Here is a 22,424-nt window from a genome sequence, read left to right as displayed (position 1 = left end):
GCGTGCCCGGTCAGGTCAGGACGGCCGCGAGCGCCGCGTCCTCGCCCCCGTGGATCCAGCCCCGCGTCTCAGGGCCGCTCAGCTCGAGCACCCGCCGCGGCGAGCCGCCCTCGGGCGCGATCACCGCCAGCCGCCGCCCGGTCATCGTCAGCCGGTCCGCAAGGTGGAAGAGCAGGTGGACCCCCGAGCTGTCCATGAACTCCAGGCCCGCGAGGTCGAGCACGAGCCCGGCCGCGTCGTTGCCGACCTCGAGCACGATCGCCTGCTCGAGCCGCTCCGCGTTGGAGACGTCGAGCTCGCCGGTGAGCGCCACCACGACGACGTCCTCCCGGCGCCAGACGAAGAGATTCGCCAGCTCGTTCACAGCTCCACCCGCAGCGTGACGACCGTCCCGCCTTCACGGCGCTCGATCTCCACCTCGTCCACAAGGTTACGCATCAGCGTCTGGCCGCGCCCGCGGTCGCCGCGCCGGTCGCCGCGCTCGCGCCAGCGGCCGTGGTCGGCCACGCGCGCCTCGACGCGGCGCCCCTCGCGCCGCAGCCGCACCTCGACCGTGCCTTCCGCGAGCCCGTAGGCGTGCTCGACCGCGTTCATGGCCGCCTCGTGGATCGCGAGCACGAGATCGGGCCCGCGCGGGCCGGCAAGTCCGTTGCCGCGCAGCCACGCCTCCGCCCAGCGGCGCACGTCGCGCAGGCGCGTCGGACGGGCGGGCAGCGAGAGCTCCGCCTCCGGCTCCGCGATCGTCGCGCGGCGGGCGATCAGCAGCGCGACGTCGTCCGCCGGCTCCTCCCCGCCCAGCAGCGCCGCGAGCAGCGCATCGGGATCGGGGTCGGTCGCCAGCGCGCGTTCCAGCCGCGCGATGCCCTCGTCGATCAGCGGGCCGCGGCGCTCGACGAGCCCGTCGGTGTAGAGCACGAGCGACTCGCCGTCGCCGAGCACGTCCGCGCCCTCGCGGAACACCGTGCCCGGCACGACGCCGAGCGGGTTCGCCAGCGGCCCGGCGAGCGGCCGCACCGAGCCGTCGCCGGAGAGCACCAGCGGCGGCAGGTGCCCGGCGTTGGCCCAGCGCAGCTCGCCGGTGGCCGGCGCGAGCTGCGCGCACACGCAGGTCGTCATGCCGAGGTCGCCGGCCTGCACGAGCGCGTCGAGCCGCCGCATCAGCTCCGCAGGCGCGAGGTCCTCGCGCGCGTAGGCGCGCAGCGCATGGCTCACCTGCCCCATGGTCGCGGCGGCGCGCAGGCCGTGGCCGGCCACGTCGCCGATCGCCAGCACCACGCTCCCGTCCATCAGCGGCACGGCGTCGTACCAGTCGCCGCCGACCTTGAGCCCGTGCCCAGCCGGCACGTAGCGGCCCGCGAGCGCGAGCTCGGGCAGTTCGGGGAGCTGGGCCGGCAGCAGGCTGCGCTGGAGGGTCTCGGCGACGCGTTCGGCCTCGCGGGCGCGCTCCTCGCGCAGGCGCGCCAGTTCGAGCGCGGAGCGTACGCGGGCGACGAGCTCGTTGGCCGAGAACGGCTTCACGAGGTAGTCGTCGGCGCCGGCCTCGAGCCCTTCGATCGCCATCTCCTCGCCCGCGCGGGCCGAGAGCATGATCAGCGGAAGCCGCTCGGTGCCGGGCTCCTCGCGCAGCGTGCGCAGGAGCTCGAGGCCGTCGAGGCCCGGCATCATCACGTCGGCGAGCACGAGGTCGAAGCCGCCGCCGCGCGCGAGCTCGAGCGCCTGCACTCCGTCGGCGGCCGCTGTGACGTCGAAATGGCGGCCGAGCAGGCGGACGAGGTAGTCGCGCATGTCGGCGTTGTCGTCGGCCACCAGCACGCGCGCGCCCGCACCGCCGGAGCCTGTCACTGCCGGCGCGCCCCAGCGGGCCGCGTCGGCCAGCAGGCCGTCGTCGGCGCGCGGATCGCGGCGGCGCGGCTTGGCCCCCGGCTCCGCGAGCGCGAGCGTGACGGTGAACGCCGAGCCCTCGCCGAGCCGGCTCTGCACGTCGACCCGGCCGCCCTGCGCCTGCACCAGCTCGCGCACGAGCGCGAGCCCGATGCCGGTCCCCTCGTGGCTGCGCGCACGCGCCCCGCGCACGCGGTGGAAGCGCTCGAAGAGGTGCGCCGCGTCCTCCTCGGCGACGCCCACCCCGCTGTCGGCGATCTCGCAGCTGCCGTCCGGCCACACCGCGATGCGGATGCCGCCCTCGAACGTGAACCTGAACGCGTTCGAGAGCAGGTTGAGCAGCACGTTCCCGAGCAGCTCCGGGTCGGCCTCGACGATCACCGGCTCGGGCGGCAGCTCGACGGCGAGGCTCAGCCCGGCGCCCTCGACGAGCGAGCGGAACGCGTCGGCGGCATCCGTCGCCAGGCCGCCGAGATCCACCGGCTCGAGCGCAGGCTCGAAGCTCCCGGCCTCCAGGCGCGAGACGTCCAGCAGCGCATTGACGAGCCGCAGCAGGCGCAGCGCCGCGCGCTGCGCGGTCTCCACGCGCTCGCGCTGCGCGTCGCCGAGCGGCTCCTCGGCGTCCGCCAGCGCGTCGGCGAGCGGTCCGAGCAGCAGCGTCAGCGGCGTGCGGAACTCGTGCGAGACGTTGGAGAAGAGCTCGGACTTGGCGCGGTCGAGCTCGGCCGGCACCTCCAAGCCGCGCGCGGTGGCGATCGCGCCGGCCAGCTGCTCGGCGAGCAGGTCGAGGAACTCGCGGTAGCGCTCGTCGAGCGCGTGGCGCGGGTTGACGCCGGCGATCAGCGCCGCCTCGGCGCCGGCCGGCAGCACGACGGCGCCGGCGGGCGCGGCCGGAGCGCGCTCGCCGACGCGGATCTCGGCGAACGGCAGGTCGTCGGGATTGGTGGCGAGGGCGGCCCGCGCGCGCTCGACGACCTCGGCGACCGTGCGCGCACCGGCGGTGCGCTCGGCCAGCGTCGCGATCGTGCGCAGCCGGCGCTCGCTCAGCACGCGCTCCGTCGTCTCGGTCACGGCCGTGAAGATGCCGATGACGGCGCCGGCATCGTCGTGGATCGGGCTGAAGGAGTGCGTGAAGTAGGCCTCCTCGCGGTCCAGCGGCAGCGGCTGATCCTCCGCCCTCGCCGCCTCGCCGCGCTCCAGCACGCCCTGCAGCATCGGGCCGATCACGTCCCAGATCTCGCGCCACACGTCGCGCGCCGGGCGCCCGAGCGCCTCCGGATGGCCGCCGCCGAGCATCGGCCGGTACGCGTCGTTGTAGAAGAGCACCAGCTCCGGTCCCCAGAGCACGACCACGGGGAGGCGCGAGCCGAGGCAGATCGACACCGACGTGCGCAGGCTCTCCGGCCAGCCCTCGACCGGGCCGGCGGGCGTGCGCGACCAGTCCAGCGACCGCGTCAGGCGCCCCATCTCGCCGCCGGGAAGAGAGCCGGGCTCAGGCACGCCCATATTCTGCTACCGCTCGGGCACGACGGCGGCGGCGCCCGCGGACGCCGCGCCATTGCCATCCGCGGCGCTGGCGTGCAGCTCGAAGGCCCGGTCGTCGCCGAGCTCTACCTCGACCTCACCCTTCGTCCCCGACACCGGGACCGAGATCGTGCGCGCGGGCTCGTCGGAGCCCGCCGGGCGGACCGCGACGACGAGCCCCTTGGCGTCCGGCGCGTCGAATGCGACCACGGCGCGGTCGCCATCGCGCCGGACCGCGATCACGGGCGGCGGCGGCGAGGCAGGCGCGGCAGGCCGTGCTGCGGCGGCCGCGGCGGTGCGCGCGGCGACGCCCGCGAGCAACGCCGGGTTGCCCCATTGCCTGTGGCCGCCGGGCCCGCGCGGGCTGTTGGCGTCGATCGGCGACGAGGTCGCCTTCGTGTCACCCCACCAGCCCGGCCACACCGCCCAGGCCGGCGAGTTGTCGCCGAGCACCACGACGGCGGGATCGATCCGCGGGCCGCGGCCGTCGGCATTGTCGAACCACACGCCGGTCCAGTGCGCGCCCGGCGTGAAGTAGTTCGCGTGCGAGCCGCGCGCGACGTAGACCAGCGGCGTGTCCTGTGAGCCCGGCGCCTTCTCGACCGCGCTCCATGGCCGCGACTCGGCGGCCTTGTGCTGCGTGTAGACGGCGACCACGGGGCGCTCGGCGGCATCGAGCCGGAGCTGGACCATCTCCCAGTCGCCCTCGTGCTTGCCGCCGCTCAGCAGCGGCCCGGCGAGCTGGAAGTCGTTGTAGTAGTAGAAGCACCAGTACTGCAGCCACAGGCGCTGCTGGTCGTCGCGCCGCGCGCGCCCGTGGACGCGGTTGCGGTAGCGGACATTCGCGTGCGCCTCGGCCGCGTGCTGCTTGTAGTCGCGCGACGTCTCGCCGATCACGTCGCCGGCGCGCACCGGCCGGCCGTCGCCGTAGGCGTGCGGGCCGAGGAACGCGAGCGAGAGCTGCGGCGCGGCGGCCAGCACCGTGCCGTCGGCGCGGCGCAGCCGCGTGTACGGGAAGTCGGTCCAGATCGCCGCCGAGCCCGCGAAGTACGCCTCCAGCGAGTCGTAGACCAGCCGCGGCTTATGGCGCTCGAGCAGGAGCTTGGCGTCGGTCACGGGCGCGGACGCTAATACGATCGGGCTGCATGTGGGGTCTGAGCGCGTCCGAGCTTGCTGCGGGTATCCGGGCGCGCCGGTTCTCGGCGCGTGAGGTGATGGAGTCGCACCTGGGCCGCATTGAGGCGGTGAACCCGCGCCTGAACGCGATCGTGACGCTCGACGCCGAGGGCGCGCTGGCGGCCGCCGGCGCCGCCGACCGGCGGCCGGCCGCGGGACCGCTGCACGGCGTCCCGGTGGCGGTCAAGGACCTCGAGGACACCGCGGGCATGCGGACGACGTACGGCTCGCGCCTGTTCGCGTCGCACGTGCCCGCCGCCGACTCGGTGCTGGTCGAGCGCTGGCGGCGCGCGGGGGCGATCGTCATCGGCAAGACCAACACGCCCGAGTTCGGGGCCGGCTCGCAGACGTTCAACGAGGTCTTCGGCGTCACGCGCAACCCGTACGGCACGGCGTACACGCCGGGCGGCTCGAGCGGCGGCGCGGCCGTCGCGGTGGCGTCGGGGATGGTGCCGCTGGCCGACGGCTCCGACCTGGGCGCGAGCATCCGCAACCCGTCGGCGTTCTGCAACCTCGTCGGGCTGCGGCCTTCGCCCGGCCGCGTGGCGGACGCCGGCCCGGGCGACGCGTGGAACCCGTTCGGCGTGCTGGGCGCGCTGGCGCTCACCGCCGAGGACGCGCTGCTGGCGCTCTCGGTGCTCGCCGGCCCAGACCCGCGCGATCCGCTGGCGCTGCCGGAAGCGTTCGGCGGGACCCTGGACGGCGACGTGCGCGGACTGCGGATCGCGTGGAGCCGCACGCTCGGCGGGCTGCCGGTCGAGCCGGAGATCACGGCGGTGCTCGACGCGCAGCGCGCGACCTTCGAGGAACTCGGCTGCGTCGTGGAGGACGTGGAGCCCGACCTCGCCGCTGCCGACGAGGCGTTCGACACCCTGCGGGCGCTCGCCTTCGCGGGCGCGTTCGGGGAGATCGCCGACCGCGTCAAGCCGGACATCGCGGAGAACGCGCGCCGGGGGCTCGCGCTCAGCGCCGCCCAGATCGCGCGGGCGCTGGCGCTGCGCGGCGAGCTGTTCACGCGGATGCGGGGGCTGCTGGAGCGCTACGACTTCCTCGCCGGCCCGGTGACGCAGGTCGCGCCGTTCGAGGTCGAGACGCCGTGGCCACGCACGGTCGCCGGCGTCGAGATGACCACCTATACCGACTGGTTCCGTTCCTGCTCGCGCATCACGGTCACCGCGCACCCCGCGGTCTCGGTCCCGGCCGGGTTCACCGGGCGCGGGCTGCCGGTCGGGCTGCAGCTCGTCGGCCGCTATCGCGGCGAGCTCGGGCTGCTGCGGATGGCGGCGGCGCTCGAGGCGGCAACGGGGCTCGGCCGGCGACGGCCGCAGCTGTGACGGTCTGGCCCGCCGACCCCCCCGAGCGCGCGCACCGCGCCGCGTACGCGGACGCGGAGCGGTGGCCGTTCTGGGTGGCCGGCGCGCGCGACGTCTCGCCGGCGCTGAGCGGAACGGTCGAGGCCGACCTGTGCATCGTCGGCGGCAGGATCGACTGCGACTTCGAGCCGACCGGCGAGCTGACGGTCCTGCTCGAGCCCTACCAGGACGCGTGGCTCGAGGAGAGCGGCGAGCTGCTGCGCCGCTGGGGCCACGACGTCGAGCTGCTCGACGCGGTCGCGATGCGCGCGGAGGTCCACTCCCCCACTTACCGCGCCTCGATCGGCTGGGAGCGGCGCCAGGGCATCGGAGACGGCGGCAACCGCTTCCACTACTACCGCCTGACCGCGGACGGCCGCATCCTCTTCGGCGGCTACGACGCCGTCTACCGCTTCCGGGGGGCCGGTCGGACCGCGCTGGGACGAGCACGACGCGACGTTCGCCACGCTCTCGCAGCACTTCTTCACAGCTGACCCGCAACCGTCTTGCGGCGGCCGACGAGCGCGAGGGGCGCCGCGGGCTCTGGCTAGGACTGCTCGACCGGCTCGGCCTCGGCTTCGACTCCTGATAGATCGGCGCGCAGGGCGTCGGCAGGCGACCCCTCGCCGGTGAGCGCCCAGAGCACGAGCGCGCCGTTGTAGGCGACGTAGAGGCGGCGCGCCTCGGCGGGCGTGAGGCCGAGCGCGCCGAGTCGTTCGAGCACGGCGGCGACGTGCGCGGCGGCCGCGGCGCGGAACTCGGGGTCGGCGACGTCGAGCTCGAGCAACGCGAGGTGATGCGCGAAGGCCCGGCGGTCCGAGACGGGCGCGGCGAGCGCGACGAGGAACTCGACCGCGGCCCCGCGCGGCGACCGCGCGGCGTCACCGCCGGCCGCCGCGAACGCGCGCTCGACGCCGCCCGCGGCGCTCTTCGCGGCCGCCAGCAGCAGCGCGCGCTTGGACCCGTAGCGCTCGGCGAGCGTCGACGGGGCCAGTCCGGCCTCGCGGGCGACGTCGGCGAGCGTGAGCTTGGCCACGCCGTGCTCGCCGACCGCCCGCAGCGCCGCCGCCAGCACCTCCTCGTCGCTCTTGCTTCTCGGCCTCGCCATTTCCGAATGTCCATTCGGTAATGTATCGCGCATGATCGCCGTCGTGACCGGAGCGACCCGCGGGGGCGGACGCGGGATCGCCGTCGAGCTGGGCGCCGCCGGCGCCACCGTCTACGTCACCGGCCGCAGCAGCCGGGCGACGGGGCGCTCGCCGCTGGACCGCCCGGAGACGATCGACGAGACCGCGGAGCTCGTGACGGCGGCCGGGGGCACGGGCATCCCGGTGCGCGTCGACCACAACGATCCGGAGCAGGTCGCCGGGCTGGCCGCACGGCTCGACCGCCTGGACCTGCTCGTCAACGGCGTCTGGGGCGGCGATCCGTCCACCGACTGGGAGCACCCGCTGTGGGAGCAGGACCTGCAGACCGGGCTCGCGCTCGTGCGCAACGCCGTCGAGACCCACGTCATCACGAGCCACGCGCTGCTGCCGCGCATGGTCGCCCAGGGCAGCGGGCTCGTGGTCGAGGTCACCGACGGCAACACCGCCCGCTACCGCGGCTCGTTCTTCTACGACCTCGCCAAGCACTCGGTCATCCGGCTCGCGCAGGCGCAGGCGGCGGAGCTGGACCCGCACGGCATCGCCGCCGTCGCGCTCACCCCCGGCTTTCTGCGCTCGGAGGCGGTGCTGGAGCACTTCGGCGTCACCGAGGCGACGTGGCGGAGCGCCGCCGACCCGCACTTCGCGCGCTCGGAGAGCCCCGCCTACCTCGGCCGGGCGGTCGTGGCGCTGGCCACCGATCCGGACGTGCTGGAGAAGTCCGGCCGGGCGCTCGCGACGGCGCCGCTCGCGCGCGAGTACGGCTTCACCGACGCCGACGGCACACGGCCTGACTTCGAGGCCTACTGGGCCGAATCGCTGCAGCAGCGGTTCGGCCCGCTCGGCGCTCCACTCTAGGTGAGCTTGTCCTTGACCTTGTCCATCATGCTGCCGCCGTTGCCCGGGTTCGCGACGACCCCGAGCGGCTCGTCGGGCAGGCCGGCCTTCTTGCGCAGCTTCTGCGCGATCTCCTTGATCTCCTCTGGCGCGTAGTCCGGCGCGAAGACGTCCGTCTGCGCCGGCAGGTCGTTCGGCGGGAAGCCCTCCGGCGCGTTGTCGACGACCGTCAGATCCTCGCCCGTCTCCGGATGCGTCCCGTTGAAGACGGCGACGATCTCCTTGTAGTCCTCCGGCGAGAAGCGGTAGAGCTTGAGGTGCTCGCCGCGCTCGAGGTGCGGCTGGCACTCGGGGATCTTGGAAGTCGGGATCCGCGGCGAGGGGAACAGCTTGGACATGTCCGCCCCGGTCAGGTTCTCGAGCGCCCGCGCATAGGCGAGCTGGTGGACGCCGCCGCGCACGAGCAGGTAGCCGGTGAGCGCGCGCGCCGCGGGGTGGTCGCACATCTCGTACACGCGCAGCTTGCCGCTGCGTGCGCCGGTCTCGAGGAAGTAGTTGTGCGTGAGGTCCTCGATCAGGTCGCCCGAGGAGAACACGTAGGTGCCGTTCCACGGCGCGCCGTGCGAGTCCGCGGGGATCGCGCCCTTGCCGCCCGCGAGGAAGTGGTAGTGGTAGCGCGCGTCCTTGACGCCCTCGAGCGGCGCCGCCGGCGGCCCGCCGTTCCCGCTGCCTGAAGCGCCGGTCAGCATCGTGTTGATCGTCGCCGCGACCAGCTCGATGTGCCCGTACTCCTCGGCCGCGATGTTCGCGATCAGGTCATAGAAGGGACGAGCGCCCTGGCGGTTGCGGAAGTTGAACGACTGGAACGTGTAGTTCATCAGCGTCGACATCTCGCCGAACTTGCCGCCCATGAGCTCCTGGACGGCTGAGGCCCCGTTGGGATCGGGGTCCGAGGGAGGGGGCAGCTCCGTCTGGAGCCGGTCTATCCGGAGGATCATGTTGGCGGCGCTTCCCCGCGTCGTCGCGCGCCAGACGGGCCCCGTCAATTGCCTGACCCGAGCGGCGCGGTCACGTGCCGGTCAGGGATCTAGCGGCCGAGGTCACAACCCGCACCGGCTCCGGGATGGGCGACCCGTGAGTGTGGCGAGTCCCCTCGCCACTGCCGCTCCCCACCCTCGGAGGAACTCTCTTGAGCACGTACCAGACCGCGACGCCCACAGGGCCGTCGGCGACCACCAATGCGCCCCCCGACTCGACGGCGCAGCAGGCCAAGGACAAGGCGCAGGAGGCGGCCGGCCAGGCCCGCCGCGGCGTCCGCGACCAGGTCGACCAGCGTTCCACGCAGGCCGGCGAGCGCGTCGGCGGCATGGCGCACGACATCCGCGACGTCGCGGGCCACCTGCGCGGGCAGGGCAAGGACCAGCCGGCGAGGCTCGCCGAGCAGGCGGCGCAGCGCGCGGAGTCGCTCGGCGACTACCTCCAGCGCTCAGACGGCGACACGATCCTGCGCGACGTCGAGGACTTCGGCCGCCGGCGGCCGTGGGCCGTGATCGCGGGCGGCCTCGCGCTCGGGTTCGCCGCCTCGCGCTTCCTGAAGGCGTCGAGCAGCCGCCGCTACGAGTCCCGCTGGGAGAGCTCGGATCGCCTTCCGGCCCGGCGCCAGGACGTGACCCCGCCCCCGCCTGCCGGCCCCGCTCCGCTCGCGGGCGGCGAGCTCTCGGCGGGGAACCTCGGCGGCTCCCCGCTGGACCGATGAGCGTCGATCACGACCCGCGCGAGAAGGGCATCGCCGAGCTCGTCAAGGAGCTCGCCGGCCAGACGTCCACGCTCGTGCGGCAGGAGATCAAGCTCGCGCAGGCCGAGATGACCGAGAAGGGCAGGGTCGCCGGCCGCGGCGCCGGCATGATGGCCGGCGCGGGCGCCGCCACGCTGCTGATGCTCGGTGCGCTGACGGCGCTGATCGTCGTCGCGCTCGACTCGGCGCTCGCGCTGTGGCTGGCGATCCTGATCGTGACGGTGCTGTGGGGCATCGTCGCCGCCGTCCTGGCCCAGAGGGGCCGCGACTCGCTGCAGGCCTCGGCACGACCTGCACCCCAGACCGTCGAAACCGTGAAGGAGGACATCCAGTGGGCGAAGACCCGGACCGGATCCGGCTCGAGATAGAGCACACGCGCGAGGAGATGGGCGAGACCGTCGACGCGCTCAGCTACAAGGCGGACGTCAAGAGCCGCGCCAAGGACTCCCTGCGGGAGAGGAAGGAGGCGGTCGTGGGCCTCAAGGACCGCGTCGTCGGAGCCGGCCAGGACGCGACGCCGGACGCCGAGCAGGTCAAGCGCCAGGCGCGCCAGGCGAAGAGCGTCGCCGAGGAGAATCCGCTCGGGCTCGCGATCGGGGCGCTCGCCGCCGGCTTCCTCGCCGGCATGCTGGTCCCGTCGACGCGCGTCGAGGACGAGCGCCTCGGCCCGATCGCGGACGACGTCAAGGATCGCGCCAAGCAGACCGGCCAGGAGGCGCTGGAGCGCGGCAAGCAGGTCGCGCAGGACGCGGCAGAGACGGCCAAGCAGAGCGCCCAGGGCCACGGCGAGCAGCTGCGCGAGACCGCCAAGGAGCAGGCGCAGGAGGCGGCCTCCCGATGAGCGGCGCGGTGCCCGGGCTCACAGCCGGTGCTCGGGCACCAGCGTCCGCGCCAGCGCGAGCGTGTCGCCGTCGACGCGCCCGTACTCGAGGTCCGCGTACGCCGCGAGCACCGCGCGCTCGACGTCGTTGACGCCGACGCCGGGGACCTCCTCGGCGACCGACCCCGCGGTGCTGTCGTCGAAGCCGATCTCGAGCTTCTCGTAGACGTCGCGCAGCACGTCGCGCACGCCCGCGCCGTCGCGCACGACGATCGTCGCGCCGAGCAGCGCGGCGCCGCGCACGAGCCGCTGCGCCGTGCCGATCAGCTTGACCTTCCCGCGCGCGTTGACGCTGTAGGCGCCCGGGCAGTACTCGCCGGGGACCTCCCCCAGGCGCGCGTCGACCCCCAGGTCGGCGAGCGCGCCGGCGAGCCGCTCGCCGGCGTCACGGAAGCGCTCGTGCGTGCCCGGGATGGGATCGGCGGCGGCGTAGACGATGTCGATCCCGAGCGACTGGTGGTGGTAGGCGGCGGCGTGGCCGCCCGGCATGCGCAGAACCGGCTCGTAGCCGTGGCGGCGCGCCGCCTCCGCCGCCTCCGCGTACCCCGCCCTCAGTGTGTCGAGCTTGCCGAAGGCCACCGTCGGCGCCGGCCGGTAGAGCCGCAGCGACGAGGGCAGCTCGCCCGCGGCGACGCGCAGCATGAGGGCGTGGGAGAGCGAGATCTCGTGAGCGGCGGACTCCGCGGGCTCGCCGCGCACCAGCAACATGGAAGGGGACTCTATGGCGGACGGCATCGTCAGGGCGATCACCGGGATCGCGGGGGTCTGCCAGCATCGGGCCGCATGAGCGACTACGAGATCGTGGCCGCGGACGACGTCGAGGACGTCTACGCGGGCAGCGACGTTCCAGGGGAGTTCCGCAGCTTCACGCAGGCGCTCGGCGCCGAGCAGGTCGCGCTGACGCTGATCCGCGTGCCGCCGCACTCGGACTTCGAGCAGGGCACCGGCCACTATCACGAGGAGATCGAGGAGCTCTACGTCGTGGCGACCGGGACGCTGACGATGCGCCTCGGCGACGACGTCCACCGGGTCGGCGCCGGGTCGGTCGTGCGCGTGGCGCCGAACACGGCGCGGTCGCATCGCAACGAGGGCGACGAGCCGGTCGAGATCTGGGCCGTCTCACGCCGGCTGGGACGGGGCGACGCGGTCAAGCTCGACGACTTCTGGGAGGCGTCCCCGCACGCCGCGCAGAAGCGCTAACGCGCGACCGCGCCGTGCATGTAGCGCAGCCGCTGCGCCTGGTACTCGACCGCCGCGGTCTCGACCCAGCGCTGCGAGGAGCCGGCGAGCTCCTTCTTGACGACGGCCGGGGCGCCGGCGGCGAGCACGCCGGGCGGGATCTCCATCCGCTCGCCGACGACCGCGCCGGCGGCGATCAGCGAGCGGATGCCGACCTTCGCGCGCTGGAGCACGATCGCGCCCATGCCGATCAGCGCGCCGTCGCCGATCTCGCAGCCTTCGAGCATCGCCATGTGCCCGACGGTCACGTTCTCCCCGATCACCGTCGGCAGATCCTTGGCGCAGTGGATCACGCAGTTGTCCTGCACGCAGGAGCCGGCGCCGACGCGGATGCGGGAATTGTCGCCGCGCAGGACGGCGCCGAACCAGATCGAGGCGCCGGCCTCGACCACCACGTCGCCGATCAGCACCGCCGTGGGCGCGACGTACGCGTCGTCCGCGATCCGCGGCGCGACGCCCTCCAGCTCGATCACCGTCGCCATCGGGCCTCCTCGACCGCTCGCTTGTGCTCCTCGGTGCCGATCAGCTGGCTCTGGACCAGCCCCTCGGCGACCATCCCGCTCTCCAGATCCACGTTCGCGGCCAGCCACAGCAGCCGCTTGGCCGCCGCGTAGGCCTGCGGCGAGCGCGCGAGCATCAGCGCGACCCGCTCGCGGGCGGCCTCCAGCAGGCGCTCGTCCTCGACCACGGCGGTGACGAGCCCGAGCGCGTGCGCCTCGCGCGCGGAGACCCCCTCGCCGCCGAGCAGCACGTCGCGCGCGCGGCCGAGCCCGATCAGCTTCACCAGCCGCGTGACGCCGCCGTGGCTCGGGATGATCCCGAGCCGCCCTTCGCGGTAGACGAGCCGCGCGCCGGCGGCGATGAGGCGCACGTCGCACGCGAGCGCGAGCTGCGTGCCGGCGCCGGTGGAGACGCCGTTGATCGCGGCGACCGTCGGCTTCTCGAGCCGCTCGACGAGCGTGACCAGCTGGGTGAGGCGGTGCGAGTCGTGGCGGAACTCGCGCGGGTCCCAGTCGCGCTCGAAGCGCGACAGGTCGCCGCCGGCGCTGAACGCCCTGCCCTCGCCCGTGAGGATCACGGCGCGCACGGCGGAGTCGTCCGCCGCGGCCTCGAAGGCGTCGCGCAGCGCGCCGGCGAGCTCCGCGTCGATCGCGTTACGGCGCTCCGGGCGGGCGAGGGCGAGGGTGAGCACGCCGTCTTCGGCGAGGGTGCGGGTGACGGGCATGGGAAGGCAACGATGGTACGGTCGAAGCCGTGGGGGTCGCCGGCTACGCACACTTCCTCGCGCTCGCGGAGCGGGCGCAGTGGGACGAGGAGGACGTGGACCTGCGCGAGGATGCACGCCGCTGGCGGGCGCCGGTCACCGGCGGCGGGCTCGCGCCGGGCGAGCGCGAGCGCCTGGGAACGCTCGTCGCGAGCTTCCTGCTCGCGGAGACCGCGGTCGCGGCGGAGCTCGATCCGATCATCGCGCTGGCACCCCCGCAGGCGCAGGCGTGCTTCGCCGCCCAGCAGCGCGACGAGGAGCGCCATGCCCGCTTCTTCGCCCGCTACGCGGCCGAGGTCGGCACCGGCGAGCCGGACGAGGAGTGGCGCGAGCTCTTCGAGGAGCGCCTGCCGGCGGCGGCGCGCTCGGGCTCGCTGCGTGAGGCCGTCGGCCTCTACCACATGGTGCTCGAGGCGGTCGTGCTCAAGCGCGCGCTGCACACGCTCGTCGCCGCCGGCGTCGCGGGCGCCGAGCTGGTGCTGCGCGACGAGCGCTGGCACATCGGGTTCGGCGTGCGAGTGCTGTCGGACCTGGGCGTGCCGGAGCGCGAGGTCCTCTCCGCACTGCGATGAACCTGGAGACCAAGGAGCTGCCCGGCGAGGAGCCGGCCCTCGTGTTCCTGCATGAGGGCCTCGGATCGGTGCGGCTGTGGCGCGAGTTCCCGGAGCGGCTCACGGCCGCCACGGGCCGCCGCGCTCTGCTGTACTCGCGCGCCGGCCACGGCGACTCCGACGTCCCCGACGCGCCCCGCACGCCGCGCTTCATGCACGAGGAGGCGCTCGAGGTGCTGCCCGACCTGCTGGCGCAGCACGGCATCGAGCGCCCGATCCTGGTCGGCCACAGCGACGGCGGCTCGATCGCGCTGATCCATGCTGCGCGGCACCCGGTCACGGCGCTCGTCGTGCTCGCGCCGCACGTGTTTGTGGAGGACGTGTCGGTCGCGAGCATCGCCGAGGCGCGCGACACGTTCGAGGCGACCGACCTGCGCGAGCGCATGGGGCGCCACCACCGCGACGCCGAGGCGACGTTCCGGCTCTGGAACGACATCTGGCTCGCGCCGGAGTTCCGCGACTGGAACATCGAGGACGTCCTGGCGGGCATCGCCGCGCCCGTGCTCGCGATCCAGGGCGCGCACGACCAGTACGGCACGCTGGCCCAGATCGACGCGATCGAGGCCGGCGTGAGCGGACCGTTCGAGCGCGTCGTGCTCGACGCCCGCCACTCGCCGCACCTGGAGGCGCCGGAGGAGACGCTGACCGCCGCCTCCGGCTTCATCCGGAGCCTGCCGTGAGCCTCGAAGACCTGTTCGTCGTCCCGCTCGAGCGCAGCTTCAACGCCGTCTACGGCCACGAGTACGTCGACGCCACGCATGCCCGCGTGCCGGTCGCCCCGCACCTCCTGGGCGCCCACGGCGCCGTGCACAGCGGGGTCTACGCCGCGATCGCCGAGACGATCGCGTCGACCGGCACGGCGGTCGAGATGCTGTCGCAGGGCTTCATCGTCTCCGGCCTCTCGAACGCCACGTACGTGCTCGCGCAGGTCGCCGAGGGCGTGCTGGAGGCGGCGGCCACGTGCCGCGCGCGCGGCGAGGGCGAGTGGCTCTGGGATGTCGAGATCCGCGCGGGAGAGACGCTCGCCGCGCAGGCGACCGTGGTGATCGCGGTCAGGCCGGCCGGCCGGCCGGCTCGCAGCTGAGCAGCTCGAGCCGTCGAACTCGCGCGCATGACGGTGCGCAGCGACAGCAGGTCGACGCCGTGATCGTCGGCGACGATCTGGCGCATCGCGCCGGCGCGCGCCCGGCGCGCGCTGCGTGAGCCGCGCGCGCCGGGCGTCCATCACTGCGCCTAGTGCACGGTGAACGACCTGGTCAGGTCGGCCGTGGAGCTGTCACCCGCGTAGAGGTCGATCTGCCCCGGCTCGACGCGGAACTTGCCCCGGTTGTCGTAGAAGCCCCAGTCGCTCGCGTCGAGCGTGAAGCTGACCTGCGTCTTCTCGCCCGGCTGCAGCGTCACCCGCTCGAAGCCGCGCAGCCTGCGGACCGGCTGCGAGATGCTCGCGACCGGGTCGTGCAGGTAGAGCTGGACGACCTCGTCGCCCGCCCGGCTGCCGGTGTTCTGGACGTCGACGGTCGCCGTCACGCGCCCGTTGCGCGGGACCTGCGCCGAGCTCAGGCGCAGGTTGGAGACCGAGAACGACGTGTAGCTGAGGCCGTAGCCGAACGGGAACAGCGGGTCGCAGGTCGGGATGTCGCGGTAGCGCGAGTTGTACTTCGAGCTGGCGTCGCACGGCCGCCCGGTGGGCTCGTGGTTGTAGTAGATCGGCACCTGCCCGACCGAGCGCGGGAACGTCGCGGGCAGCTTGCCGCCGGGGTTGACCTTGCCGAACAGCACGTCGGCGACGGCGTTCCCGGCCTCGACACCTCCGAACCACGCCTCGAGGATCGCGGGCGAGCTCGCCGCGACGTCCGAGAGGTCCAACGGGCGGCCGTTGAACAGCACGACCGCGAACGGCTTGCCGAGCGCCTTGATCTGGTCGATCAGCTCCTGCTGCTTGCCGGGGAGCGTGATGTCCGAGCGCGACGTCGCCTCGCCGCTCATCTCCCGCGTCTCGCCGAGCGCGAGGACGATCTGATCGGCCGACTTGGCCGCCGCCACCGCGTCGGCGAAGCCCGTGTCCGGGCAGTCCTGTGCCGGGTCGTACTGGGGCGGCTCGGTGTTCGGCAGATCGCAGGCCTTCACGAACGTGGTGTCCGGGTCCTGCGCCTTCATCCCGGTCAGCACCGAGACGGCGTCGGCATCCTGCCCCTGCCCCCACCACGGGCCGAGCATGTCGTGCTGGTCGTCGCCCAGCGGGCCGATCACGACGGTCGACTTCTTCGGGTCCAGCGGCAGCACGTTGCCGTCGTTCTTGAGCAGGACCATCGAGCGCGAAGCCGCGTTGCGCGCGGCGGCGCGGTCGGACGCCGTGACGAAGCTCGCGGGGTCCTTGGCCTTGGCGACGTCGACGTACGGGTGCTCGAACAGCCCGGCGCGGAACTTGATCCGCAGGATGCGGCGCACCGCGTCGTCGAGCCGGCTCATCGAGATGCGGTGCTGCTGCAGCAGCTGCTTGCCGTAGTCGCGGATGTTGGTCGAGACCATCTCGGAGTCCGTGCCGGCGTTGAGCGCCAGCTGCGCCGCGTCAGGGCCGTCGGCGGCGACGCCATGGCCGCAGGGGCCGGTGTCCGGGTTCTTGGGCGGGCAGGCGCGCAGCTCGGCGACCGCCGTGTAGTCGCTCTCGACGAACCCGTCGAAGCCCCACTCCTTCTTGAGGATCTCCGTCTCGGTCTCCTCGTTCGCGCAGCCGGGCACGCCGCTGATCGCGTTGAACGAGCACATCACGGTGTCCGAGCCGGCGTCGATCGCCGCCTTGAACGGCGGCAGGAACTCGTTGCGCAGCCGAGCCTCGGAGACGTCGGTCGCGTTGTACTCGCGCCCGCCCTCCGGCTGGCCGTAGGCGGCGAAGTGCTTGACGCTCGTCACGACCTTGTCCGGCGCGCTGTAGTCGGCGCCCTGCGCGGCATGGACGCGCGCGGCGGCCAGGACCGAGCCGAGATACGGGTCCTCTCCCCCGCCTTCGGAGATGCGGCCCCAGCGCGGCTCGTGCGAGACGTCGACCATCGGGCTGTAGATCTGCTTGATGCCGACGGTCGCCGACTCGCGCGCGCCGATCGTGTCGTCGGCGGTCGCGACGCCCGGGTCGAACGCGCTGGCGGCGCCGAGCGGGATCGGGAAGATCGTCCGGTAGCCGTGGATCGTGTCGTAGGCGAAGAGGATCGGGATATGCAGTCGCGACTGCTCGACGGCGATGTGCTGGAAGTGGTTGATCTTGTCCGGGTCGACGAGGCTGAACACGCCGCCGACGCCCGCCTTCGCGTCCGCGTCGGTGATCTGCCCGTCCGACAGCAGCTGCACCTGCTGGAGCTTCTCGTCGACGGTCATCTTGCTCAAGAGCGCGTCGACTCGCCGCTCGATGTTGCGGTCCGCGGGACCTCGCGTGGGCTTCAGCGCCCCGTCGTCTCCCGCGCGCGTCGCGGCGACAACCCCGCCTGCCGACCCCAAGGCGGCCACCCCCGCTGCCAGCGCGACCACACGTGCCCTACGTCTCATTAGTACTCCCCCCGACTGGAATTCCGCCGCTTCACTCCCTTCCATGAACGCGTCGGGTTCAAACTCGCGAGTGCCGGGTAGGCGAGCAAGCGGTCCAGCGGGAGGAACCTGTCATGCGCATCCGTCTCATCGCGCTCGTCGCGACGTTGTCGTTCGCCCTTGCCGTGCCGCCTGCCGAGGCGCGCGACGGCACCCTGCAGCGCTACGCGCGCGATACCTGGGCGTCGTTCGCGGCGATGACCGATCCCGCCTCCGGGCTGCCGGCCGACATCCTCAACGCGGACGGCACGACGAGCGTGCAGACGTCGACGACGAACATCGGCGCGTACATGTGGAGCGCGGTCGTCGCGCAGCGGCTGGGGTTCATCCCGCGCGGCGAGCTCGTCTCGCGCCTGCAGACGACGCTCGGCACGCTCGAGCATATGGAGCGCCACGCGCCCAGCGGCCAGTTCTACAACTGGTACGACCACCACACGGGGGCGAAGCTCACGGCCTGGCCGCCGACGGGCGAGCCGCTGACGCCGATCCTCTCGTCCGTCGACAACGCGTGGCTCGCGACGGGGCTGAAGATCGTCGCGAGCAGCGTCCCGGAGCTGTCGAGCCGCGCCGACGCGCTCTACCAGAGCATGGACTTCGGCTTCTACTACCAGCCCGACGTCAACCGGATCCTGTTCCATTACGTGCCCGACACCGGCACGGGGCCGTGCTGCTACGACACCGTCGTCAGCGAGAGCCGGATCGCCGACTACATCGGCATCGCGAAGGGCGAGCTGCCGCAGAAGGAGTACTACGGGCGCTGGCGCAGCTTCCCGGACACGTGCGACTGGAGCTGGCAGGAGACCAAGCCGCTCGGCGTCTCGCGCTCGTACTTCGGCGTGGACGTGTTCGAGGGCGCGTATCCCTACGACGGGTTCAAGGTCACGCCGTCATGGGGCGGCAGCATGTTCGAGGCGCTGATGCCGTCGCTGTTCGTGCCCGAGGAGCGCTGGGCTCCGGGCAGCTGGGGCGTGAACCACCCGCTCACGGTCAAGGCGCAGATCCACCACGGGCTCCAGGAGGCGGGCTACGGCTACTGGGGCTTCTCGCCGGCGAACATCCCCGAAGGCGGCTACGACGCGTACGGCGTCGACGGGATCGGGATGAACCCGGACGGCGGGTACTCCAACGAGGCGCACACGGGCGTCGACCACGGCTTCGCCGGCTGCCGCGACGGCAAGCCGGACGCGGCGTCCTATCCGGACGGCGTCGTCACTCCGCACGCGGCCTTCCTCGCGCTGCGCTACGCGCCGGACGCCGCCCAGGCCGACCTGGCCAAGCTCCAGCGCGACTTCCCGGACATCTACGGCAAGTGGGGCTTCCGCGACAGCGTCAACGTCGGGACCGGGCACGTCTCGGGCGCCTATCTCTCGCTCGACCAGGGCATGATCATGGCCGCGCTCGGCAACGCGCTCGACCGCGACGTCCTGCGGCGCGCGTTCGCGACGCCGGACATGGAGCGCGCGCTGCGCCCCGTGATCGGCGTCGAGGAGTTCGGCGCCGACCCGCGCGGCTGCACGATCACCGGCACGCCGGGCGACGATCGCATCAAGGGCACGCCGGGGGACGACGTGATCTGCGCGGGTGCCGGCGACGACACGGTCGACGGCCGCGGCGGCGACGACGTGATCTTCGGCGACGCGGGCGACGACCGGCTCAGCGGCGGCGAGGGCGACGACACGCTCTACGGCGACGCCGGCAGCGACCGCCTCGACGGCGGCCGCGGCTTCAACGTGGAGTCCCAGGACTAGAGGGCCGCGCGATCCACCGGCTCGCCCGACGCGATCAGCTCGCGCGCGCGATCGAGGTCGCCGGAGCGCCCGACGGTCAGCGCCGCCGCGAGCCGGTCGCCGTCGAGGTAGTACACGGTGAACTCGCCGTCGTCGAGCGAGCCGCGCACGAGCTCCTCGGTCCACGAGTACGCCGGGCCGACGTACTCCATCGAGACCCAGTCGGCGAGGTCGGAGAAGAAGTACGGGACCGCGTCGTGGACGTGGTCGCGGCCGAGCATCGACAGCGCCGCGCTGCGGCCCTGCTGCTCGGCGACGTCCCAGTGCTCGATCCGCATCCGCGCGCCGCCGTGGACCACGCTCTCGTACTCGGCGACGTCGCCGGCGGCCCAGATGCCGGGCGCGGAGGCGCGCAGGCGCGAGTCCACCAGGACGCCGCCGCGCTCGCCGAGCTCCAGGCCGGCGGCGCGCGCCAGCGTCACGTCCGGGTGCACGCCAGCGCCGACGACCACCGCGTCGGCCTCGTAGCGGTCGCCGGCCTTCGTCACGACCGTGCTCACGCGCCCCTCGCCCTCGAAGCGCGCGACGTCCTGGCCGCCGTGGACCTGCACCTGGTGCTCCTCGAGCACGCGCTGGAAGAAGCCCCCGGCCCGCTTGCCGAAGGCGCGCTCGAGCGTGACGTCCTCCTGCATCACGATCGTGCAGCGCTTGCCGAGCGAGGTCAGGGTCGCCGCGACCTCGGTCGCGATGTAGGAGCCGCCCACGAGCACGACGTGGCCGGCGTCCTCGACGTCCTCGCGGACCTCGTCGGCCGTGCGCAGCGTGCGCAGGTAGTGGATGCCCGACAGCGCCGCGCCGTCGATCCGCAGCCGGTGCACGTTGGCGCCGGTGGCGAGCAGCAGCCTGCCGTAGTCGACCGTGCTTCGGTCGGCGAGCGTGAGCGTCCTGGCGGCCGTGTCGAGCTTGGTCGCGCTCGTGCGCACGCGCAGCTCGACCCCGTTCTGGGCGTACCACTCGGGCGCGTCGAGCAGCGCCTGCTCGTGCGTGATGTCGCCGTGCAGGTAGCTCTTCGTGACCGCGGTGCGGTCGTACGGCGGGTCGGGGTCGCGCGAGAGCAGGAGGATGTCGTGCGCCCCCTCCTCGACGAGCGTCTTGGCGGCGCTGTGGCCCGCAGGACCGCCGCCGACGATCACGTACTCAGGCACCCGTGAACTCCGCCTTCCGTTTCTCGGCGAACGCCCCGAGGCCCTCGTGCGCGTCGGCCGTCTCGAACAGCCGCTTGATCCCCGCGCGCTCGCGCGCCAGCGCGTCGGCGAGCGGCGCGTCGACGCCTTGGTAGGTGGCGAGCTTGATCTCGCCGATCGCGGCGGTCGCGCCGGCGGCGAGGCTCTCGGCGTACGCGCGCGTGCGGTCGGCCGTCTCGCCGGCGGCGAACAGGCGGTTGAGGATGCCGAGGCCGTGCGCCTCGCCGGGACTGACCTGACGGCCGGTGACCATCAGGTCGAGCGCCTTCGCCGTGCCGATCAGGCGCGGCAGGCGCTGCGTCCCGCCGTTCCCGGGCAGCAGGCCGAGGGTGACCTCGGGGACGCCGAGCCGGTAGCTCCCGCGCGCGCCGAAGCGCAGGTCGCAGGCGAGCGAGATCTCCAGCCCGCCGCCGAGCGCGTGGCCTTCGATCTGCGCGATGAAGACCTTCGGGATCGTCGCGATGCGCGCGAGCACCTCGTGCCCGAGCTCGATCATCGCCATGTTGCCGGCAGTGTCGTTGGCGAGGAACGCCTTGATGTCGGCGCCCGCGCAGAAGAACCGCTTAGAGGCGCTGCGGACGATCACGGCCTTGGCCTCGGCATCGGAGGCCGCGGCGTCGACCGCGTCCGACAGCTCCTCCATGAACGCCTTGTCGTACGAGTTCGCGGGCGGCTTGTCGAGCGTGATGTAGCCGACCGCGCCCTCGGCGGCGTACGCGACGGCCACTACTCCAGCCCTCCGATGACGACCGAGATGTCCTCGAGGTAGTAGTCCAGCCCCTCCTGCCCGTGCTCCTTGCCGTAGCCGGACTGCTTGACGCCGCCGAACGGCAGCTCGTCGTAGCCGTAGTGGAACTGGTTGACCCACTTCATCCCGGCCTCGACCTCGTTGGCGACGCGGTTGATGACGCGGATGTCGTTCGTCCACACCGACGCGCCGAGCCCGTACTCGGAGTCGTTGGAGAGCTGGATCGCCTCGTCGAGGTCGGATACCTTCCACACCGGCAGGACCGGGCCGAAGGTCTCCTCGCGCGCGACGCGCGAGTCGGTCGCCGGGTCGGCGACGATCGTCGGCTGCATGAAGTAGCCGTCGCCGTCCGGCGCCTCGCCGCCGAGCAGCAGCTCGCCGCCGGTGTCGAGCGCGTCCTGGAGCTGCTCGAGGATCTCGTCGCGGCCCGAGGACGTGTGCAGCGGCCCGACGCGGATCGCCGGCTTCTCCGCCTTCTCCCAGCCGAGGCCCGGCTCGTACTTGCCGACGGTCCTGACGAGTTGCTCCATCAGCTCGTCGTAGACCTCCTCGAAGACGTACAGGCGCTTTCCGCCGAGGCACATCTGACCGCAGTTCCAAAAGCGGCCGATCGCGATGCCGCGGGCCGCCGCCTTGATGTTCGCGTCGGGAGCGACGATCACCGGATCCGAGCCGCCGAGCTCCATCGTCATGCGCTTGAGCTTCGGCGCGGCCAGGCCCATGATGTGGCGGCCGACGGCGGTCGAGCCGGTGAACGCGACGCGGCGGACCTTGTCGTGGGTCACGAGCGCGTCGCCGACCTCCGAGCCGCGGCCGGTGACGACGTTAACGACGCCCGGCGGGATCTCGGCCTCGAGCAGCAGCTCGGCGATCTTGAGCGTCGTCAGCGGCGTCGTGGCGGCCGGCTTGACGACGACCGTGTTGCCCGCCATCAGCGCCGGCCCGAGCTTGGTGCCGAGCAGGGTGAGCGGGAAGTTGTTCGGGACGATCGCGGCGACGACGCCCATCGGGCGGCGCAGCACCATGCCGTAGGCCTTTGAGAGCGCCGACGGGAGCGCCTGGTGCGTGCCGCGGACCTTGGTCGCGAGGTCGGCGTAGTAGTTGAGGCCGTGGAGCAGGTGGTGGATCTCGCCTGCGGCTTCGGTCACCGGCTTGCCCTGCTCGTGCACGAGCGACTCGGTCAGCGCCTTGCGGTCGCGCTCGATCAGCGCGATCGCCTTGCGCAGCAGGTTCGCGCGGTCCTCGGCGTCGGTCCGCTGCCAGTCGGCGAACGCCTCGTGGGCGGAGTTCACCGCGCGGTCGACGTCCTGCACCGTGCCGCGCGGGACCTCGGCCAGCGTCTGTCCGGTCGCGGGATCGACGACCGGGATCGCCTCGCCCGCCTCACCGGCGGTGCGCTCGCCTGCGATCAGCATCTCAACCATC

At 73.3% G+C, this 22,424-nt stretch carries 23 protein-coding genes; 11 read left to right on the top strand and 12 right to left on the bottom strand.

The window, feature by feature from the left end; all coding sequences use genetic code 11:
* Positions 1–10: 10 nt before the first annotated feature.
* Genes H958_RS39265 through H958_RS0121065 form a run of 3 tightly spaced genes read right to left on the bottom strand, consistent with a single transcriptional unit; the run spans position 11 to position 4,521 of the window.
* On the bottom strand, positions 11–364 hold the full coding sequence (locus H958_RS39265) for an STAS domain-containing protein (protein ID WP_051324611.1): 354 nt from the start codon (positions 362–364) through the stop codon (positions 11–13).
* Positions 361–3,381, bottom strand: a complete 3,021-nt coding sequence (locus H958_RS39260) for a SpoIIE family protein phosphatase (protein ID WP_196807478.1) — start codon at positions 3,379–3,381, stop codon at positions 361–363. Before H958_RS39260 ends, H958_RS39265 begins: the two co-directional genes overlap by 4 nt.
* Before the next feature lie 12 nt (positions 3,382–3,393).
* The gene (locus H958_RS0121065; RefSeq protein WP_028060094.1) at positions 3,394–4,521 is read right to left on the bottom strand and encodes a hypothetical protein; all 1,128 of its coding nucleotides are present in this window, start codon (positions 4,519–4,521) and stop codon (positions 3,394–3,396) included.
* Positions 4,522–4,550: 29 nt separating this feature from the next.
* On the opposite strand from H958_RS0121065, the gene H958_RS0121060 reads away from it, so the two are divergent.
* On the top strand, positions 4,551–5,915 hold the full coding sequence (locus H958_RS0121060; RefSeq protein WP_028060093.1) for an amidase: 1,365 nt from the start codon (positions 4,551–4,553) through the stop codon (positions 5,913–5,915).
* Complete coding sequence (locus H958_RS0121055; protein ID WP_028060092.1) at positions 5,912–6,427, top strand: hypothetical protein; 516 nt, start codon at positions 5,912–5,914, stop codon at positions 6,425–6,427. Before H958_RS0121060 ends, H958_RS0121055 begins: the two co-directional genes overlap by 4 nt.
* Before the next feature lie 53 nt (positions 6,428–6,480).
* Here the strand turns inward: H958_RS0121055 and H958_RS39255 are convergent, their stop codons facing one another.
* Complete coding sequence (locus H958_RS39255; protein WP_051324609.1) at positions 6,481–7,041, bottom strand: TetR/AcrR family transcriptional regulator; 561 nt, start codon at positions 7,039–7,041, stop codon at positions 6,481–6,483.
* Positions 7,042–7,072: 31 nt separating this feature from the next.
* Here H958_RS39255 and H958_RS0121045 point away from each other — a divergent pair, with 31 nt between their 5' ends.
* Positions 7,073–7,936 carry an SDR family oxidoreductase gene (locus tag H958_RS0121045; RefSeq protein ID WP_028060091.1) on the top strand — a complete coding sequence of 288 codons (864 nt, stop codon included), beginning with the start codon at positions 7,073–7,075 and terminating at the stop codon, positions 7,934–7,936.
* On the opposite strand, the gene H958_RS39250 is transcribed toward H958_RS0121045, so the two are convergent.
* Positions 7,933–8,913 carry a manganese catalase family protein gene (locus H958_RS39250; RefSeq protein ID WP_081686139.1) on the bottom strand — a complete coding sequence of 327 codons (981 nt, stop codon included), beginning with the start codon at positions 8,911–8,913 and terminating at the stop codon, positions 7,933–7,935. The genes H958_RS0121045 and H958_RS39250 overlap by 4 nt on opposite strands.
* A gap of 191 nt (positions 8,914–9,104) precedes the next feature.
* Here H958_RS39250 and H958_RS0121035 point away from each other — a divergent pair, with 191 nt between their 5' ends.
* The 3 genes from H958_RS0121035 to H958_RS0121025 are packed head-to-tail and all read left to right on the top strand — an operon-like array spanning position 9,105 to position 10,551.
* Positions 9,105–9,671, top strand: a complete 567-nt coding sequence (locus tag H958_RS0121035; protein ID WP_028060090.1) for a hypothetical protein — start codon at positions 9,105–9,107, stop codon at positions 9,669–9,671.
* A complete protein-coding gene (locus H958_RS0121030; protein WP_037411014.1) occupies positions 9,668–10,078 on the top strand; it encodes a phage holin family protein in 411 nt (136 codons plus the stop codon). The genes H958_RS0121035 and H958_RS0121030 overlap by 4 nt, the downstream gene beginning before the upstream one ends.
* Positions 10,042–10,551 carry a DUF3618 domain-containing protein gene (locus H958_RS0121025; RefSeq protein ID WP_028060088.1) on the top strand — a complete coding sequence of 170 codons (510 nt, stop codon included), beginning with the start codon at positions 10,042–10,044 and terminating at the stop codon, positions 10,549–10,551. Before H958_RS0121030 ends, H958_RS0121025 begins: the two co-directional genes overlap by 37 nt.
* Before the next feature lie 18 nt (positions 10,552–10,569).
* Here the strand turns inward: H958_RS0121025 and H958_RS0121020 are convergent, their stop codons facing one another.
* A complete protein-coding gene (locus H958_RS0121020) occupies positions 10,570–11,298 on the bottom strand; it encodes a lipoate--protein ligase family protein (protein WP_028060087.1) in 729 nt (242 codons plus the stop codon).
* A 75-nt stretch (positions 11,299–11,373) separates the two neighbouring features.
* Between H958_RS0121020 and H958_RS0121010 the strand changes: the two genes are divergently transcribed.
* On the top strand, positions 11,374–11,790 hold the full coding sequence (locus H958_RS0121010; protein WP_028060086.1) for a cupin domain-containing protein: 417 nt from the start codon (positions 11,374–11,376) through the stop codon (positions 11,788–11,790).
* On the opposite strand, the gene H958_RS0121005 is transcribed toward H958_RS0121010, so the two are convergent.
* Both H958_RS0121005 and H958_RS0121000 read right to left on the bottom strand, forming a co-directional pair.
* Positions 11,787–12,311, bottom strand: a complete 525-nt coding sequence (locus H958_RS0121005) for a gamma carbonic anhydrase family protein (RefSeq protein WP_028060085.1) — start codon at positions 12,309–12,311, stop codon at positions 11,787–11,789. The genes H958_RS0121010 and H958_RS0121005 overlap by 4 nt on opposite strands.
* On the bottom strand, positions 12,299–13,054 hold the full coding sequence (locus tag H958_RS0121000; RefSeq protein WP_028060084.1) for an enoyl-CoA hydratase/isomerase family protein: 756 nt from the start codon (positions 13,052–13,054) through the stop codon (positions 12,299–12,301). The genes H958_RS0121005 and H958_RS0121000 overlap by 13 nt, the downstream gene beginning before the upstream one ends.
* A 29-nt stretch (positions 13,055–13,083) precedes the next feature.
* On the opposite strand from H958_RS0121000, the gene H958_RS39245 reads away from it, so the two are divergent.
* Genes H958_RS39245 through H958_RS43825 form a run of 3 tightly spaced genes read left to right on the top strand, consistent with a single transcriptional unit; the run spans position 13,084 to position 14,788 of the window.
* On the top strand, positions 13,084–13,665 hold the full coding sequence (locus H958_RS39245) for a ferritin family protein (protein WP_051324608.1): 582 nt from the start codon (positions 13,084–13,086) through the stop codon (positions 13,663–13,665).
* On the top strand, positions 13,662–14,384 hold the full coding sequence (locus tag H958_RS39240; RefSeq protein ID WP_037411013.1) for an alpha/beta fold hydrolase: 723 nt from the start codon (positions 13,662–13,664) through the stop codon (positions 14,382–14,384). The genes H958_RS39245 and H958_RS39240 overlap by 4 nt, the downstream gene beginning before the upstream one ends.
* On the top strand, positions 14,381–14,788 hold the full coding sequence (locus H958_RS43825) for a PaaI family thioesterase (RefSeq protein WP_051324607.1): 408 nt from the start codon (positions 14,381–14,383) through the stop codon (positions 14,786–14,788). The genes H958_RS39240 and H958_RS43825 overlap by 4 nt, the downstream gene beginning before the upstream one ends.
* A gap of 149 nt (positions 14,789–14,937) precedes the next feature.
* On the opposite strand, the gene bglX is transcribed toward H958_RS43825, so the two are convergent.
* The gene (bglX, locus tag H958_RS0120980; protein ID WP_028060083.1) at positions 14,938–17,241 is read right to left on the bottom strand and encodes a beta-glucosidase BglX; all 2,304 of its coding nucleotides are present in this window, start codon (positions 17,239–17,241) and stop codon (positions 14,938–14,940) included.
* 113 nt (positions 17,242–17,354) lie between these two features.
* On the opposite strand from bglX, the gene H958_RS39230 reads away from it, so the two are divergent.
* Positions 17,355–19,028 (top strand): glucoamylase family protein, encoded by a 1,674-nt coding sequence (locus H958_RS39230; protein ID WP_081686138.1) that lies wholly within the window; start codon positions 17,355–17,357, stop codon positions 19,026–19,028.
* Here the strand turns inward: H958_RS39230 and H958_RS39225 are convergent.
* From H958_RS39225 to H958_RS0120960, 3 genes are read right to left on the bottom strand one after another with little or no spacing between them, the layout of a single operon-like run.
* Positions 19,025–20,212, bottom strand: a complete 1,188-nt coding sequence (locus tag H958_RS39225) for an NAD(P)/FAD-dependent oxidoreductase (RefSeq protein WP_037411047.1) — start codon at positions 20,210–20,212, stop codon at positions 19,025–19,027. The two genes, H958_RS39230 and H958_RS39225, sit on opposite strands and share 4 nt — an antisense overlap.
* Positions 20,205–20,978 carry an enoyl-CoA hydratase/isomerase family protein gene (locus H958_RS0120965; protein WP_028060082.1) on the bottom strand — a complete coding sequence of 258 codons (774 nt, stop codon included), beginning with the start codon at positions 20,976–20,978 and terminating at the stop codon, positions 20,205–20,207. The genes H958_RS39225 and H958_RS0120965 overlap by 8 nt, the downstream gene beginning before the upstream one ends.
* Positions 20,978–22,414 (bottom strand): aldehyde dehydrogenase family protein, encoded by a 1,437-nt coding sequence (locus H958_RS0120960; RefSeq protein WP_231379331.1) that lies wholly within the window; start codon positions 22,412–22,414, stop codon positions 20,978–20,980. The genes H958_RS0120965 and H958_RS0120960 overlap by 1 nt, the downstream gene beginning before the upstream one ends.
* Positions 22,415–22,424: the final 10 nt, after the last annotated feature.

Origin of the sequence: Candidatus Solirubrobacter pratensis, assembly GCF_000425945.1 — a bacterium.
Lineage (GTDB): Bacteria > Actinomycetota > Thermoleophilia > Solirubrobacterales > Solirubrobacteraceae > Solirubrobacter > Solirubrobacter pratensis.
This window is presented reverse-complemented; position numbering and strand designations above follow the sequence as displayed.

Coding starts and splice junctions, on each gene's coding strand:
- H958_RS0121060 (WP_028060093.1), top strand. CDS start 4,551: ATGTGGGGTCTGAGCGCGTCCGAGCTTGCTGCGGGTATCCGGGCGCGC.
- H958_RS39255 (WP_051324609.1), bottom strand. CDS start 7,041: ATGGCGAGGCCGAGAAGCAAGAGCGACGAGGAGGTGCTGGCGGCGGCG.
- H958_RS0121045 (WP_028060091.1), top strand. CDS start 7,073: ATGATCGCCGTCGTGACCGGAGCGACCCGCGGGGGCGGACGCGGGATC.
- H958_RS39250 (WP_081686139.1), bottom strand. CDS start 8,913: ATGATCCTCCGGATAGACCGGCTCCAGACGGAGCTGCCCCCTCCCTCG.
- H958_RS0121030 (WP_037411014.1), top strand. CDS start 9,668: ATGAGCGTCGATCACGACCCGCGCGAGAAGGGCATCGCCGAGCTCGTC.
- H958_RS0121020 (WP_028060087.1), bottom strand. CDS start 11,298: ATGTTGCTGGTGCGCGGCGAGCCCGCGGAGTCCGCCGCTCACGAGATC.
- H958_RS0121010 (WP_028060086.1), top strand. CDS start 11,374: ATGAGCGACTACGAGATCGTGGCCGCGGACGACGTCGAGGACGTCTAC.
- H958_RS0121005 (WP_028060085.1), bottom strand. CDS start 12,311: ATGGCGACGGTGATCGAGCTGGAGGGCGTCGCGCCGCGGATCGCGGAC.
- H958_RS0121000 (WP_028060084.1), bottom strand. CDS start 13,054: ATGCCCGTCACCCGCACCCTCGCCGAAGACGGCGTGCTCACCCTCGCC.
- H958_RS39240 (WP_037411013.1), top strand. CDS start 13,662: ATGAACCTGGAGACCAAGGAGCTGCCCGGCGAGGAGCCGGCCCTCGTG.
- bglX (WP_028060083.1), bottom strand. CDS start 17,241: ATGAGACGTAGGGCACGTGTGGTCGCGCTGGCAGCGGGGGTGGCCGCC.
- H958_RS39230 (WP_081686138.1), top strand. CDS start 17,355: ATGCGCATCCGTCTCATCGCGCTCGTCGCGACGTTGTCGTTCGCCCTT.
- H958_RS0120960 (WP_231379331.1), bottom strand. CDS start 22,414: ATGCTGATCGCAGGCGAGCGCACCGCCGGTGAGGCGGGCGAGGCGATC.